The sequence below is a fragment of the Pseudomonas sp. PP3 genome (assembly GCF_905336995.1).
In the GTDB taxonomy this organism is placed as follows: domain Bacteria; phylum Pseudomonadota; class Gammaproteobacteria; order Pseudomonadales; family Pseudomonadaceae; genus Aquipseudomonas; species Aquipseudomonas reinekei.
The window spans coordinates 6056402-6072222 of the sequence record NZ_HG995459.1; the positions used below are offsets into that span (position 1 = coordinate 6056402).

At 52.0% G+C, this 15821-nt stretch carries 13 protein-coding genes; 2 read left to right on the forward strand and 11 right to left on the reverse strand.

What is annotated here, in order from left to right; translation table 11 throughout:
- Positions 1 to 241: 241 nt before the first annotated feature.
- The gene (locus KHO07_RS27405; protein ID WP_169880158.1) at positions 242 to 1222 is read left to right on the forward strand and encodes an integrase domain-containing protein; all 981 of its coding nucleotides are present in this window, start codon (positions 242 to 244) and stop codon (positions 1220 to 1222) included.
- Positions 1223 to 1538: 316 nt separating this feature from the next.
- On the opposite strand, the gene KHO07_RS27410 is transcribed toward KHO07_RS27405, so the two are convergent.
- From KHO07_RS27410 to KHO07_RS27445, 8 genes are all read right to left on the reverse strand, one after another.
- Positions 1539 to 3866 (reverse strand): AAA family ATPase, encoded by a 2328-nt coding sequence (locus tag KHO07_RS27410; protein WP_212626028.1) that lies wholly within the window; start codon positions 3864 to 3866, stop codon positions 1539 to 1541.
- Positions 3838 to 4587 (reverse strand): ABC-three component system middle component 1, encoded by a 750-nt coding sequence (locus tag KHO07_RS27415; RefSeq protein WP_212626029.1) that lies wholly within the window; start codon positions 4585 to 4587, stop codon positions 3838 to 3840. Before KHO07_RS27415 ends, KHO07_RS27410 begins: the two co-directional genes overlap by 29 nt.
- Positions 4580 to 5824 (reverse strand): ABC-three component system protein, encoded by a 1245-nt coding sequence (locus KHO07_RS27420; protein ID WP_212626030.1) that lies wholly within the window; start codon positions 5822 to 5824, stop codon positions 4580 to 4582. The genes KHO07_RS27415 and KHO07_RS27420 overlap by 8 nt, the downstream gene beginning before the upstream one ends.
- Before the next feature lie 620 nt (positions 5825 to 6444).
- Positions 6445 to 7098: a hypothetical protein gene (locus tag KHO07_RS27425; protein ID WP_212627699.1), complete on the reverse strand. Its 654-nt coding sequence runs from the start codon at positions 7096 to 7098 to the stop codon at positions 6445 to 6447.
- A gap of 250 nt (positions 7099 to 7348) precedes the next feature.
- The gene (locus KHO07_RS27430) at positions 7349 to 8059 is read right to left on the reverse strand and encodes an SDR family oxidoreductase (RefSeq protein ID WP_150735908.1); all 711 of its coding nucleotides are present in this window, start codon (positions 8057 to 8059) and stop codon (positions 7349 to 7351) included.
- Positions 8060 to 8101: 42 nt separating this feature from the next.
- On the reverse strand, positions 8102 to 8758 hold the full coding sequence (locus KHO07_RS27435) for a DsbA family oxidoreductase (protein WP_212626031.1): 657 nt from the start codon (positions 8756 to 8758) through the stop codon (positions 8102 to 8104).
- Positions 8755 to 8973: a 4-oxalocrotonate tautomerase family protein gene (locus KHO07_RS27440; RefSeq protein ID WP_056852134.1), complete on the reverse strand. Its 219-nt coding sequence runs from the start codon at positions 8971 to 8973 to the stop codon at positions 8755 to 8757. Before KHO07_RS27440 ends, KHO07_RS27435 begins: the two co-directional genes overlap by 4 nt.
- A 272-nt stretch (positions 8974 to 9245) precedes the next feature.
- A complete protein-coding gene (locus KHO07_RS27445) occupies positions 9246 to 10550 on the reverse strand; it encodes an OprD family porin (protein ID WP_150735914.1) in 1305 nt (434 codons plus the stop codon).
- A gap of 476 nt (positions 10551 to 11026) precedes the next feature.
- Between KHO07_RS27445 and KHO07_RS27450 the strand changes: the two genes are divergently transcribed.
- On the forward strand, positions 11027 to 13120 hold the full coding sequence (locus KHO07_RS27450) for a TonB-dependent siderophore receptor (protein WP_212626032.1): 2094 nt from the start codon (positions 11027 to 11029) through the stop codon (positions 13118 to 13120).
- A gap of 154 nt (positions 13121 to 13274) precedes the next feature.
- Here the strand turns inward: KHO07_RS27450 and KHO07_RS27455 are convergent, their stop codons facing one another.
- The 3 genes from KHO07_RS27455 to aguB form a co-directional block, all read right to left on the reverse strand.
- The gene (locus KHO07_RS27455) at positions 13275 to 13487 is read right to left on the reverse strand and encodes a hypothetical protein (RefSeq protein ID WP_150735915.1); all 213 of its coding nucleotides are present in this window, start codon (positions 13485 to 13487) and stop codon (positions 13275 to 13277) included.
- Between the two features lie 246 nt (positions 13488 to 13733).
- Positions 13734 to 14840, reverse strand: a complete 1107-nt coding sequence (gene aguA, locus KHO07_RS27460; RefSeq protein ID WP_212626033.1) for an agmatine deiminase — start codon at positions 14838 to 14840, stop codon at positions 13734 to 13736.
- A gap of 5 nt (positions 14841 to 14845) precedes the next feature.
- The gene (aguB, locus tag KHO07_RS27465) at positions 14846 to 15724 is read right to left on the reverse strand and encodes an N-carbamoylputrescine amidase (RefSeq protein WP_150735917.1); all 879 of its coding nucleotides are present in this window, start codon (positions 15722 to 15724) and stop codon (positions 14846 to 14848) included.
- Positions 15725 to 15821: the final 97 nt, after the last annotated feature.

Consider the following 15821-nt stretch of genomic DNA (forward strand, 5'->3'; position numbering starts at 1 on the left):
TAGGATCTCGCGGCATTGGTCTCGTCAGCCAGCGCAGCCTCCACCCGCCCACGTCTTCGGAAGTGTTCAGGAGGCCAGATCATGAGATGCCCAAGCTCCCGGTCGTAAAGACCCGCCAGTCCCGCGTTAGTGGACAACCCTCACAGGTCGCAGGGACCTTGATCCCTGATAACACTCAACATTCTTGGCGGGATGACGTGGGGAAAAGCTTCAATGTTTTGGCTTCGAGAGGAATTTGATCATGGCGCTAGTAGGTAGACGCGACGGGCGTAATTTTGGATATGGCCGGCAGCTGAGTTACGCCGGACCGCAGGCGTTGCTCGACCTATTTGGCGGCGGGCATTACGGCACGGTCAAAGCTCACAGTGATCGATGGCAGGCGTTTGTACGCTGGTGTCGTTCGGAGGATGGACCAGGGTTTAACGATGCGCGGCGGATTGATCGGCAGACTTTGCTGGACTACGCCGGGCACTTGCGTCAAAAAGTTGAGTTGGGTGAGCTAGCCATCGCCACAGCGCAAAATCGGTTGTCCAGCGTCAACCGGACCATGGCCGCGCTTCGCGGTGATCAATATGTGAAAGTGCCGAGCCCGAGCAAGGCGTTAGGAATGCGGCGCACCAGTCTTCGTCATTCAGTGCCACAAGGCCAAGACCCCGAACACATGAATCAGATCGTCGACGCGCTCTGCAAACACCAAATGCCGCGCGCGGCGGCCATCGCTCAGTTGGCGAGAGCCACCGGCATGCGCTTACGCGAGGCCATCTTGGCCGACCTTCCGCGCCTGCAATCTGAAGCTGAGCATCTTGGGAGGATTAACATCCAAGAGGGCACCAAAGGTGGTCGCTCAGGCGCGTCGGCACCTCGCTGGGTTACAGTAGATGACCATATCCGTGACGCGCTGAGGTTTGCCGAACAGGTCTCGCCAGACGGTAGCCGCAACCTGCTTGCACTGGACGAAAGCTACCTCGATTTCCAACAGGGGATTGTCCGCCCTGCACGGGACATCCTCCAAAAGCACAACCTCAAAGGCTTCCACGAATTGCGGGCAGCCTATGCGTGCGAACGCTACGAGCAAATCACCCATCATCCCGCGCCCATCGACGGTGGCAGCTGCTACCAGCTCGACCCACACCTCGATCAGAAGGCTCGTGTGCAAATCAGCCATGAACTGGGGCACGGTCGTACAGACGTGGTCTCGGCTTACATCGGTGGTCGAGCATGAGCAAGGCATTCGACATGGAGCTATTCCTTGTAGGCGTCCTGACCGGGTCGCATTCCACGCGCCAGCGTCACCTCCGCCAAGCGAAGGCCATTCAAGCAGCGATTGCCAAACGCTGGCACATAGACAACCCATGGGCTTGGCAGCGAAAACATCTTGCATGGTTTCTAAATACGAATATAAAAACTCGATCAAACTCAACCAAATATTATTATTGCCTGACCATAAATTTGATATTAGTTCGCTTAGGGAAAGCGCAAAAAATAATTAAGCCATGCACCTCAAAGACCAACCTTTGAGGCACATTTCTTACACATTATTATGCTGTCAGATTTTGTGGCAACATAGAAACAGATGCCTGCGACAACCCCGCACGCTTGAACTTATACCGCATATATGTTGACACTTCCATTTCATGGTTTGACAATAAAATCTGGCGATCGGAAAGCTCAACCCTTAATAAATCGCTTAACGAAGCAATATTAATTTCATCCATAGACTGTACTGGATCGTCAATTAATATGAACGGATTCAGCGCATACACTCTATTCAATGTTAGAAAGAACGCCAAGCCTAACGAGGCTATTTGCCCACTACTCATAGATAGAATCGCATCGTGATCTGACTTTTCCGCAGTATTGAATTTCAGTATGTCTCCTTTACCGCTCATTATAAACAAACCCAAACCACGCTGATAATTCTGTATAAGTCTTCCACTATAAATATGAAACAACAATTCTATATCAGCAATAGTCTTTTTCGCATACTGCTTTGCAGTTTTATCCAACTCACCCCTAAGCTTAACAATATTTGCTTTTATTTTTTTACCAGCAGCAATTTTAGCACTCAGCTTATCAAGCTCTGCCACTTTAGATTTGTATTCTTCGCTTTTGAACTTTGAATGAGCGATTCTGAGATAGGATTCTTTATTCTCAAAATCCGAGACACTTAGCGAGGTTATATCTGATGTATTTAAGAAAGCCATTTTTAGGATAGATGACCAACCCAAAGGAAGAACATCACTTTCTGGCTTTTTAACTGCAGCAATCATGTCCTTTGTTTCATTATATCGCAAAAGCAAAGCAGCTTCATCAGCCGTAAACTTAAGCTCTTGTGATACACTATAACCTACCAACTGCGAAACCACTTCACTTATTATAGAAAACTTAGCTTGCACTGCTGTGAGAGCCTTAAAAAGTTCACTATCGAAATCTTTTGAGACTAGATCACGTTGCTGCGTGAGTGCTGCTATCTGAAAGTTTAGAGAATCCTGTATGGATTTGATTGTTTCCTCTAATTTTTTTGCAGACACATCTATTTCAGCTCTGATTCTTTCCGCATTATTTTTAGCGGCTTCCTCTAACGCAGAGTAGGTCTCCCATGAGAGCCCACAGAATGGACAGTCGGACATCTCCAAGTCATCACATTCTTGGTGTCGCTGTAACAATTCTGCATGAGCATTTAGTAAATTTACAAGCTTAGTATTTTTTTCTGTACTATCAGTCTGAATTAAATCCCGCGCCTCAATGAGACTTTTAATACCAACCACATCCACAGAGTTTTTAAGACTTTCTAGATCTGTTTCTTTTATCTCTGAAGCTGGCTTCTTGAATATCAAGATATCATGGTCTAAGCCAATTACTGACGAGTCTTTGACCTTCAGCTCTTCGTATCCAGCTATTTCAGCACCTAACTGGAGAGCTAATTTTATATCGGCCTCTCTTTTTAAAAACTCATCAATTCTACTATTAGCCTCTCTAATCAAAACCTCATCAAAATTTTGATAGACTTTAAATATATCCCGCAATTCACGTATCAGAGTTTCAATATCAATATCATTTGCAGCAGATAGCGGCTGCTCAACATCCCAACTAGGCGACGGAAGTGCAGTACTCAAGCGTTTAAAGTCAACCGTATTTTCGGCATCTTGAAATTGACCACTAAGCTGCTTAACTTTCTCAAGCAGCTCCGCCTGAAGATCCGTATGCTCCTTCCCAGTATAAGATAGCGTAAGAATTTTTTCTAATTCAGCGCAATATGATATTTGATCTGTCAACTTATCGGTATTAATTAGATGTTCAATGCCCCGTTTCCTTTCAGTAGCATCCGTAGAGTAAAGATATCTGTTCTGCCCCTGCTCAAGATAGTTCAATAGAGAGAAGTTCTTTAGAAAGTTCTCTCCCAGAATATCTTCTAATGCTTTAGAATCAAGATCTTCCCCAAACCTATTGGAGTCGATACTGTTTATTTCGTAAAGTTTAAAAATAGAAAAATTATCAGGCGCGTTATTGTCTGGATTCAATAAGTCGGCCACGCTAGCAACACGAGCCAGAAAAATTGACTCCCCTGAGTCTTGATTTATGAGCTCCGCTCTAATCGCGATATCGCCTTCTTTTTTTCTGTTCCAATATATATTTTCTTCAAACTGTTTTTTGCGTGATCGCTTCGCAACTGTTGCTTCATTTGTATTTATAATTCGCTGTATAACGCCAGTAAACAAAAGCTCCAAAGCATCAAATATGCTAGTTTTCCCAAAACCATTAGGCCCATCCAAGGTAATCATGGAGGCAGTTCGAAAATCAATCGATGTGTTTTCGAATGGTTTGAAGTTTTCAATCTTAAGACTGGATATTTTCCACTTCTTCATGAATCAGACTCTCGATTAATTTGGCGGCATCAATCCCAGCTGCAGAAACATTAAAAATTCTGACATGAAGATCGGTCAATTTTTTCTCGGCAAGTGCTTCATCTACATAAATGTCAAGCGGCTTCAGCGAGCTTTCCTTAACCGGAACCTTTACAAAAGGAAGTTTTATAAAAATTCTTGCCGCGACACTATAAATAGTGGGCAACAACGGTTCATCTCGATAATCTGCAAACATCCTATCATCGATAACCACCGCTGAAATGCTGTCAAAACTGTGCCCCTCTAACAACCTAAGCTCTTCTTCACTATAATACAAAAAATATTTTTTAAAGTAATATGGATTCTCTTCAATACCAAACACCTTACCCTCTATTTCATTAAAGTCAGCTCGGCGCTTTAACTTATACAACACAATGAGATCGGTGTTTTTATCAAAAGCGGGATCAGACTTAAAAATTTCAGGAGCATGTAATAGCACTAATTTATTCAGTACCTGCGGTGATGGAACATTCGTACACTCGACCACGGCGAGGAATCGTTTCCTATCTCCACTGTGTTGGCTAAAATAAGTTAAAGACTCATACCCGATACCCTCAAGGCTAGCTGAAATTACTCCTGCCGAGTAATCTATGGTGTCGTTCGGAACGTAAGAATCATCGCCGCTGTCAAATAAAGTAAATTCGTGCCTTAAGGCAGCCTGTAGAACAATATCCTTAATCATTCAACTTCACCTTCGCTTCTTCCCTTGAAATAATTGTTGCATCAAAGGCCTTAGTTATTTTATTACGATCCTTACCCATCAACGAAAACTCTTCTTCTACCGCATCCCGCGAAGCTCCAGTAGCTGTACAAAAGCGCTCGGCGGGTGAAAAAATATTTGCTCTGGCTGCGATCAACCATTGATATTCAACTAATATATCTATCAATTCTGGATCGCTTTTTAGCTGTTCCATGAGATCTTCAGCAAACCTACTCTCCCGTCGAGCATTGTCTGCCGAAATTGCTGTCGGCAAATAAAAATCTCCAGCGGAGCACCTATAGTAAGGAGGTTTCTGCTCACTCAGTGGTGCTCTATCTATATCGTAGATCACATCCACATAATCATACACACTGTTCTCACTTACAATCATTGTGGAGGAACCAAAACATAACGACTTCCAAAGCCATGTAAATGGAGTATCACCCAATTCTTTAATTTGATCGTAAACAGCCGCAACTTTTCGGATAACAGCCTTATCGGCTGTTTTTTCCATTGTATTGGTATACCCATACAACGATTTACAAACAGCCATCCGTGCCTGGAACATTTTGTATACAAGGTCGTCTTCATGGGTAGCGGAAAGACATAGTAGCTCAACAATTTTCGCGCTTTTCAAAGTTTGAGTGAACGCAGCCTCGGCGGCGGTCATTAACCCATCCTGATTGCACGCATGTATATATATTACTTGAGCAGCGATATGGCTTTGCAGAGCTTCGAACTTTAACTTTATTAAAAAGTCACTACAAGGCAAGCCTACAGAGACCAAGTATTTCTCAATTTTTGATTTTATTTTTAATTCGACATCTTGAAGATGGCAGTACGGAAGCCCATCGTAAGTATAAAATTGGACAACGTGCCCATTATCACCAATAAAGTCAGCGGCATTATCAAGACGTACGGATGTATGAAAATATCTTTTGGTAGTTTTATCACACAACTTGGAAGTGGACGCAGCTTTTTCGAGAGCCTCCTTATAGGCAGCTCTTTTATTATCTGCCAGTGCTTTTACCTGATGCGTAGAAACTGCAACGCCATTTTCAATTATCGCAAAATCATCAATGCTATCAATTTGCAATTCAAACGACATTTTATTAAGCAAGCATTCTATGGAATGGTAGAGAGCTAAATGCCCCTGGTAAATGAACCCACTCCATGTAGGCGCAGCTGTATGAGGGTGAGGGGCAGCCAATTCCGACATTTAATATGTCCCAGGCAAATTGAAAGATAGAGTCAGAAGTTATTTTCTAACCTAGTAAAATAAATCATATAGATTCTATATTCGATGTTCGGATTTTTGTCGCATGCGCCCAGCGGCGTTGTGAGAACGTCCTTAATTGTCATTTTTATTCATTCCCTTGTGCAATATCACTATGATATCGCCAAATCTAACATACCTATCGGACAGAACAGAAGGGTAGGCCAAACTTCCGCACGGGGCTGCAGCATTTCCCTAGGTTGGGCTGACGCCCCTAAAATGGCGACTTTAAGGTCGTACCTCACAAGGCCTACTTCAGTGCAAGGTCCCTGTCGAGCATGTTAATAAACTCTGATTCAACAAGTATTGGAGTGGAGCCCCTCTTCCAATTCCCACGCTCTACAGGGATAGAATTAGAGGTAGAGAGCTAAAAACCCATAACAAAACTTCATATTAAACATATAGTTGACTCACGATTCGACTCCTGGTGCCGCACCACATTCAAAGCCCCGCAATGCGGGGCTTTGTCGTTTCTGGGACTTTTCATCCCACCTCGTTCATAAGAGCCTGTTCAATCCAACACTCAACAGACTCTCCATCCCCACCAGCAACAAGACTCAAACTCAGAACCTCAACCTGAACACCGTTCGCCAAATATTCTTGAGCAACGATCGGCGGTGTTTTTTCCAATTGCCTTCCCACCATTCGTCCTCGTTAGTGGCAACCGTTTGGATGTCGCTGCCGGTGTGCGTTGCTGCGTGCTGACGGAAGAGCATCGGAAACACACAGTGTTGTTTGATCTGGTGCTTGAACAAGACATCGACCGGCGTTCCGCGATACGGTGCCTCTGCCAATATCCGGCAGCCTTGGCGCGAGATGATGTAAGCGTGAAGCGCCACCACTTCTCCCCGGGCGATGAACGGAAACCAGGTCAGCCAGGTGCGTCCCATGCTGTAACCCAGATGCAGTGCCTGAAAATCATTGTTGCGAATAAACCGATTCACCCATCGCACTTGAGTAGCGCGAAGCGTGTAGGGTTTTGCATCGTCTTCAAAGACCAGAATTCTCTGCCAACCCTCAGCCAGCGCCATGGCGGCGAGTGCTTGATGCGATTCATAGCAACCCCGGACAGGGTCATCACAACGCTGCGCGATGTAGAACTCAACGGGGTTGGAAAGGTGTCGCGTGACGGTTTTCCGAAAGAGTTCGCGTCGATCCTTGCGCTCATCCAATGAGATGCAGAACACGCGGTCGACGTCGAAAGCGACCCTTGGCAGGTTGGGCGGCATTCCCCTGCGAATCTGAACGCGATGCAATTGAAATCCTTCAATGACTTCTCCGTGGCCCCGCGCCATGGAAAAGCCTCAATGATCTACAAGAGATCACCACGTTGTATGTCAGACACTTCCTTAAATAACCCTAATCACGCAATTGATCATCACAACCAGGCCCTTTACTGCCGCCAAAACAAAAGCCCTCGTAGCAATACGAGGGTTTTGTTGTTCCTGCGGTTTGCAGGACCGGATCTTAGTGACCGGCGCTCTGCCCGCCATCAACGTGCAGGATTTCGCCAGTGACAAACTTGGCGTTGTCCAGGTACACGACGGCTTGCGAGATGTCATCGATTTCGCCCATGTGCCCGACCGGGTGCAGAGCGCCCAGTGCGGCGTGGGTTTCTTCGCCATGCATCGGGGTTTTGATGATGCCAGGCGATACCGCGTTCACCCGAATTCCACGCTTGGCGTATTCGATGGCCAGGGATTTGGTCGCCGAGTTCAGGCCGCCTTTGGTCAACGATGCCAGGACCGATGGCACACCGTCGATGGCATGGTCCACCAGGCTGGTGGTGATGTTGACGATGTGGCCGCTGCCCTGTTTTTCCATCTCGTTGATGGCCAGTTGGGTGATGTAGAAAAAGCCGTTGAGGTTCACCGACAGCACGTTGGCGTAGTCTTCGGCGGTGTACGCGGTGAATGGCTTGGCAACGAAGATGCCGGCGTTGTTGACCAGGGTGTCGACGCGGCCGAAGCGGGCGATCGCTTCACGGATCACGCGTTGGGCGGTTTCCGGTTCGCCGATGTCGCCGGCCACGGTGAGAATGTCCGGATCGGTGGAAGGCTTGATCGACCGCGAGGTGGCGACGATCTGGTAACCGAGTTCGCGGAAAGCCTTGACCATGCCATCGCCCAGGCCTTGGGATGCACCGGTGATGACAACAACTTTTTTCGAATTGCTCATGATAAATACCTCTAACAAAAGTGGGGTTTGAAATGGGGTGAATCAGGCTTCGGCAGGGGCCTGGGCCATTTGTCTCAACATCTGTTCGTAGTACTCGACCGATTGCGAACCAGACACCAGGTGACGACCGTTCAGCACCATGGCCGGGACCGAATTGATGCCGTGCTGTTGGTAAAACGCCTCCAGTTCACGCACCTCTTCGGCAAACACACCCGACGCCAACACCTCGCGCGCACGGGCCTCGTCCAACCCGGCTTCTCCTGCCAGCCGCACCAGCGTCGGCTGATCGCTCGGGTTCTGGCCTTCGCTGAAGTAAGCGCGGAGCAGGATCTTCTTCAGCGCCACCTGACGCCCTTCCTCCTGCGCCCAATACAACAACCGGTGAGCGTCAAAGGTGTTGTAGAAGTGGGTGCGCTTCTCCAGGTCGAACTTGAAGCCGATGGCATTGCCGCGTTCGATCTGCATCGCTTTGCCATTGGCGACGTCCTGGGCGGTACGTCCGTATTTGCGCATCAAGTGCTCGACCGCTTTCTCGCCTTCGGCGGGCATGGTCGGGTTCAGTTCGAAAGGCTTGTAGGTCAGCTCAACCGATACCTCACCCGCGACGTTCGCGATCGCCTGCTCCAGTGCCGTCGCCCCCAGTGCGCACCATGGGCACACCACGTCGGAGACGAAATCGACGGTGACCGACGGCGTCATGACTGCCCCTCTTCCGCCAGTTGCTTGCGGTATTGAGTGGTGGTGATCCCGGCATAACCCCAGTTATCGGTGTCGACTTCCTCGATCACGATGTGGGTCAGGTCAGGGCGTTTGTTGAGCACGCGCTCCAGTGTTTCAGTGATCTCGGCGATCACCTGAGCTTTCTGCTCAGTGGTAACGCCATCGCGGGTGATGCGTACGCTTACGAAAGGCATGAGGGAAACTCCAGTGACCTTCCCGTCGGGATGATGGGAGAGGCGTTGGAGCTCAATGTATGGCGTTAGCTGGAGGGGATAAAGATGGGGATGGGAACATCATTAGTTACATAGAGTAATGAAATGGAGCAAAAGAGGGGTACGGCAAAAACACCTTTATTCATCAAGCGCGCACAAAAAACCCCGAACCCGTCGCAGTGCTGTTCAGTTAAGGACGTACAGCATTACGAACCCGTCGGGGTTTTTATCAAGCGTGAACGCTCAACCCATCGTCAAAAAATATTGATCGGGTAATCCACAAACACGCGCACTTCGTTACCGCTGACGTTGTACTCGCTCGACTTCTGCGACACGCGCAGGATCGAGCTACGCAGCTTGATGCTCAGGTCTTTGGCCGGGCCGGTTTGTACGACGTATTTGAACTGGTTGAAGATTTCGCGCTCGGTGCCGCCTTCGCTGGTGGAGGTGGTGATGTTGTCACCGCGTACGTAGGCGAAGTTGTAGCTCAGGCCTGGAACACCGAAGGTGCTGAAGTCCAGACCGTAGCCCAGTTGCCAGCTGCGTTCGTCTTCGGCGTTGAAGTCGGACCAGTAGGAGTTGGCCAGGTAGATGGTGTTGCCACCGTCGCCGACGCGGTGTTGGTCTTTCTGGTAGCCGCCATAGGCGTAACCCAGGTTGCTGTCGCCGGTGCTGCGCTGATGCGCGAGCGTGAACGAGTGAGGGCCGGTGGCGAAGGTGGCTGCCAGGCTCCAGATCTTGTTGTCGTCACCGGTGACGATACTTTCGCCGGGGATGGTGTTTTCGCGCACGTACTCGCTATCGAGCTTGGTGCGGTAGCCGTTGAAGTCCAGGGTCAGGGATTGATCCTTGGCCAGCGGGAACACGTAGTTGGCGTTCACGTATTGCTTCTTCAGCACGTCTTCAACGTCCGACGCGTACAGGGAAGCCTTGAACTGTTCGGTGAACTGGTAGCTGCCGCCCAACACGTTGATCGACTTCAAACCACCGCTGTCACGGCCTTCCGCGCTTTTACGCGATTCGGCGGTGAAGCGACCGGCGTTCAGCTCCAGGCCCTTGATCTCCTTGGAGGTGATCAGGGTGCCGGTGTAGCTTTCCGGCAGCAGACGCACGTTGTCGTAGCTCAACACCGGCAGGGCCGGCATCTGGTCGCCGTAGGTCAGGGTTGTGCTGGATAGACGGAATTTGACCGCTGCGCCGCCCTTGGACAAGTCGTCGGCAGGTTCGCCACTGGAACCACGCTTGAAGAAGTCGATGCCTTGGGCACCGCTGCGGCCTTCATTGCGCTCCAGATTGAGTGCGTACAGACCGAACGCATCCACACCCACACCGACGGTGCCTTGGGTGAAACCGGACGAGAACGTACCGATGGCCGCTTGGCCCCACTCGGATTTGTCGTCGTTACCGTTCTTGTAGTCACGGTTCATGTAGGCGTTGCGCAACAGCACTTTAAGGCTGCTGTCTTCAACAAATCCCTTGGATTCGGCCTGGTCGTTAGCCATGGCCTGTGTAGCGCTCAAAATCCCCAGAGCGATCAGGCTGATTCGCATGTTCAACATTTTGTTTTCCTTATTACGGGTTGAAACGCGCTGTGTCGAACGGCTGAAACGGCACTATCGCGCTCTTTTTTCATTCCGCAAACAAAAAGGCCCGCACACGACTACTCGTGGCGGGCCTTTTTATTGTTTTGAAGTCATGGCGGTTTGCCACAGGCGTTGGGCCGAATCGTAGCCGCGCACTCAACCATGTGTCAATTTCATGAATCGTCTGTAATTAGGCGAAAATCGTCTAAGAATTTGCTTGCAGTGGCAGAAACAATCAATCGCGTGGCATTTCTCAAGTCAATTTTGGCGCACTGATTCGGGTGATTTCTGGAGACCAAACCACTGGCAATCCACTTTCGTGTCAACGTAGACACAATTGGCAACAATCACTCCGTGGAACTACTCAAGAACAATTAACGAAAGCAAATAGCAAGCATTACCATTAGCGCCCGAAACGCCATAGCCTAAAAATCCTACGGATGCGCTCTTCAATGCCTGCCCCTTTTCGTATTTCGCCCTATAGCCTGGGGCTTTCTGCCTTGCTGTCTGCCGGTTTTTCCTACGCTGCCCCTACCACATTGCCTGCCACCGCCATCAGCGCCGAAGTGGAAGCCGATGACCCGCGCGTCAAGGAAACCAATACGGCAACCCGTACCAGCACGCCGGTGCGGTATGTGCCGCAGGCCATCGACTCGATTAAAACCGCTAACGTCGCGGATTACGGCACCAATGATCTCGGCACTGCACTGAGCGGCATTCCCAACGTCAGCAGCGGCGCCGACACCCGCTTCGACAGCCTGCGCATCCGCGGCTTCGACGCCAGCAACGACTTTTATCTGGACGGCATTCGCGACGACAGCCAGTACATGCGCGACTTGCATAACATCGAGCGCATCGATGTCCTCAAAGGCCCGGCCGCAGTGTTGTATGGCCGTGGTAGCCAGGGCGGGATCGTCAACCGGGTAAGCAAGCTCCCGGAATTCGGCCGTCGCTCAACCATCGAAGCCCAAGGCGGCAGCGATGATCTGCGCAGCCTTTACGCCGACCTCAGCACCGACCCTTCCGAGGACATCAGCCTGCGCCTGAACATGGGCAACATGGACCAGAACAGCTTCCGCGATGGCGTGAGCGGCAATCGCCAGTTGTTCGCCCCCTCGATGAGCTGGCAACTGACCCCCGACCTGAGCTGGCTGGTGCAATACGAGTACAGCCGCTACAACCGCACGCCGGATCGCGGTATACCGGGTGTGAATGGTCGTCCGGCGGATGTAGGACGCGATACGACCTACGGCAGCGAGCACGATTTCATCGATGACAAGTCGCAATCCCTGCGCTCGAAACTCAGTTACGACATCAACGAAAACTGGCAGCTGCGCCAGACCCTGGGTGTGTTCAAGCTCGACAGTGATTTCGACAACACCTACCTGACCGGCTACACCCCGCCGACTAACCGGGTTACGCGCCAGCGCTGGCAACAGGACCTGACCACCCGCAACGTCTACAACAACGTTGAGCTGGAAGGCGGGTTCGATACCTTCGGCCTGGAGCATCGCCTGCTGACCGGCATCGAGATCGGTAGCCAGCGTCGCGATCCGACCCTGTACACCGCCGCCACTTCCGGGCCGGGCAGCTCGCCAGTGCCGGCGCTGGACCTGAACAACCCCAACCGCGATTTGCGCCACACCGGCCGCATGCAGGTATCAAGCAGCTCCCACACCGAGGTCGAAAGCCGTGCGGTGTATGTGCAAGATCAACTGCGCCTGAACGATCAATGGCAATTGCTCGGTGGCTTGCGTTACGACACCTTCGACATTGAGTCGACTAACAAGCTGCGCGACATTTCCGAAGACCGTGACAGCCACAGCACCAGCCCGCGCGTAGGACTGGTCTGGACGCCGTTGCACAATCATTCCTTCTACGCATCCTGGTCGAAGACGTTCTCGCCGGTCGGTGGCGGTTTGATCGGCATCACGCCGGGTGCAGCCGGTAACAGCAACGACCTGAGCCCAGAGCTGACCAAACAAAAGGAAATCGGCGTGAAGAGCGACTGGCTCGATGATCGCCTGAGCACCACGCTGGCGATCTACGAACTGGAACTCTACAACCGCCGCACCAGCGATCCGAATAACCCGACCATTACCCTGCTCTCCGGCTTGCAACGTTCCCGCGGGATTGAGCTGACTGCTACTGGCAAGATTGCTGGCAACTGGTACATGCGTGGCGGCGTGGGCGTGCAGGACGCAACGGTTGAAAAGGACAACAACGGGTTTGAAGGCAAGCGCATCAGTAACGTGGCCAAGCACAACGGCAGCGTGTTCCTGACCTGGAAACCGGAGATGGGCTGGTACGCCGAAACCGGACTGACCCTGGTCGGTGACCGTTATGCAGACAACCTCAACACCACGGTGCTACCGGGTTATGGCCGTTGGGATGCATTGGCCGGGTTTCGCCATAAGGACTGGGACTTGCGCGCGGCGTTGAACAACATCACCGACAAGACGTATTACTCGTCGGCAACCAGTGCGGCGCAGATTCAGCCGGGGGCGCCGCGCAGTCTGGTTGTGACGGGGACCTACAGCTTCTAAACACTGAAAATCAACTCATTACACCGCTATCGCCAGCTCAGCCGGCTACTACAGGGGTGTGATCGTTCCCTCGCGGAGCGCAGGAACGAACAAGCAAAAAAAAGCGCCGCCTTCCCGGCAGCGCTTTTTCTTGATCAATCCTTTGTTTTTCTTCCTATCCTTCCATCACATCCCACAACGCATCCAGTTCCGCCTCGCTGAACAAACCAGCGGGGTAGCGCTCGATCATCGTCCGGCGCGGATCAGTTTCACTGATCGGACGCGTTCCATTGGACTTGAACCAGTGCGCCAGAATCTGGAGCGATTCGCTGTTTACCGCCAGGGGATGCGTTGCCCGCTCGCTCATCACATTCACTTCGGCGTTCATTTCAGCGCTCTCTCCCGGTTTGTGAGCGGCTAACTTATCCAAGGTTTATGACAGAACAACTAAGTTCTCCCCCTCCCTGTTTCTCCCCCTGAGCAATACAAGAGCTATGCCAATGTGTCGGGATTGTCGACCAGCGGATACAAAAAAGCCCGCAGTCCTTAAAGGCTGCGGGCTTGGGGCATGGCATCACGCGAAAACGTTTGCCTGAGTTGATTTAGTAATCGACTCAAGCTGTTACAACTGCACTCACTCTTTGTGCGGCGCTGGCTGTTGTTGGGTAAGGCAGTGGATATTGCCGCCACCCAGTAACAATTCGCGGCCCGGCACCATGACCACTTCGTGCTGCGGGAACAGGTTCTGCAAAATTTCTTTTGCCGGACCATCAAACGGGTCATCGAAACTCGGGGCAATGATGCCGCCGTTGACGATCAGGAAGTTCACGTAGGAACCGGCCAGGCGTACTGACGGATTACGCTCCTGGGTGCCATCCACTGGATCGACACCGGCGCATTCTTCTTCGGTCGCGTACAGCGGCCCCGGAATCGGCATTTTGTGCACCGTGAACGGGCGACCTTTGGCGTCAGTGCTGCTTTCCAGCACTTTCATGGCCGCCTGGCAGCGCGGGTAGTTCGGATCTTGCGGATCATCGGTCCAGGCCAGCAGCACTTCGCCCGGGCGCACGTAGCAGCAGAAGTTATCCACATGACCATCGGTTTCGTCGTTAAACAAACCGTCCGGCAGCCAGATGATTTTATCCACAGACAAATTCGCGCTCAGCATCGCTTCGATTTCTGCACGGTTCATGTGCGGATTGCGATTGCGGTTGAGCAGGCATTCTTCGGTGGTGATCAGCGTGCCTTCGCCGTCGACGTGGATCGAGCCACCTTCGAGCACAAAGCCTTCGGTGCGATAACGCGGGCTGCGTTCGATCTCACAGATCTTGCCGCCCACTTGCGAGTCACGGTTCCACGGCGAATACAGGCCACCGTCAAAACCGCCCCAGGAGTTGAAGTCCCAGTTCACGCCCCGGACTTCGCCCTTGTTATTGATGACAAACGTCGGGCCGGTATCACGAACCCAGGCATCGTCGCTGGACATCTCGACAACGCGGATATTCGGCACGTCCAGGCGAGCCCGGGCGTTTTCGTACTGGCCGGCGGACACCGCCACGGTTACCGGTTCGAAACGGGCAATGGCCTTGGCCACCGCCACGTGCGCGGCTTGCGCCGGTTTGCCGCCCAGGCGCCAGTTGTCCGGGCGCTCGGGCCAGATCATCCAGGTCTGGGTTTGCGGGGCCCACTCGGCCGGCATGTAGAAGCCATCTGCGCGAGGGGTGCTGTTCAAAGTGGTCATGGCAGTCAGGACTCCAGGGATCCGTCGAGGGTTTTGATAGCACCATACAGGTTCGGACGGCGGTCGCGGAAGGAACCCCATGCGCTGCGTGTGTGTTCGAGTTTGTCGAGGTCGAAGCTGTGGACCAGTACGCCCTCTTCCGTCTCGTTGAGTTCTTGCACCTTCTCGCCGAACTGGTTGGCGATAAACGAGGAGCCGTAGAAGGTGATGTCGTAGCCGTCCTGCTCTTCATTGCCGATCCGGTTGCTGGCGATCAACGGCATCAGGTTGGCACCAGCATGGCCCTGCTGCACACGCTGCCAGTGATCGCGGGACGAAATGGTCTTGTCGTGTGGCTCGCTGCCGATGGCGGTCGGGTAGAACAGAATTTCCGCGCCTTGCAGCGCCATGCTGCGCGCGGCTTCCGGGAACCACTGGTCCCAGCAGATGCCCACACCGATTTTGGCGTAGCGGGTGTCCCACACTTTGAAGCCGGTATCGCCCGGGTTGAAGTAGTACTTCTCGTGGTAGCCAGGACCGTCCGGGATGTGGCTTTTACGATAAATACCGAGGTTGCTGCCGTCGGCGTCGATGATCGCGATGCTGTTGAAGCGCGCGCGGCCCGCCAGCTCGTAGAAGCTGATTGGCAGTACCACTTGCAGTTCCCTGGCGACTTTCTGGAAGTGCTTGATCGCGACGTTGTCTTCCACCGTCGTGGCCAGTTGCAGGTAATCCGGGTCGGGCTTCTGGCAGAAGTACGGCGCCTCGAACAGCTCCTGGATCAGGATGATCTGTGCCCCTTTAGCGGCGGCTTCGCGGACCAGCCGCTCGGCAACTTCGATGTTGCCTTCCAGGTCCCAGGAACAGGCCATCTGCGTGGCGGCGACGGTAACGATACGGCTCATGGATCATCTCCGGGCAAGTGCGTGACGTTCGGGCGTGGTTCGGCCACACCCTGGCAATGGCGACTTTATATCCGATAAAAATCGGCTTTCAAAGCGA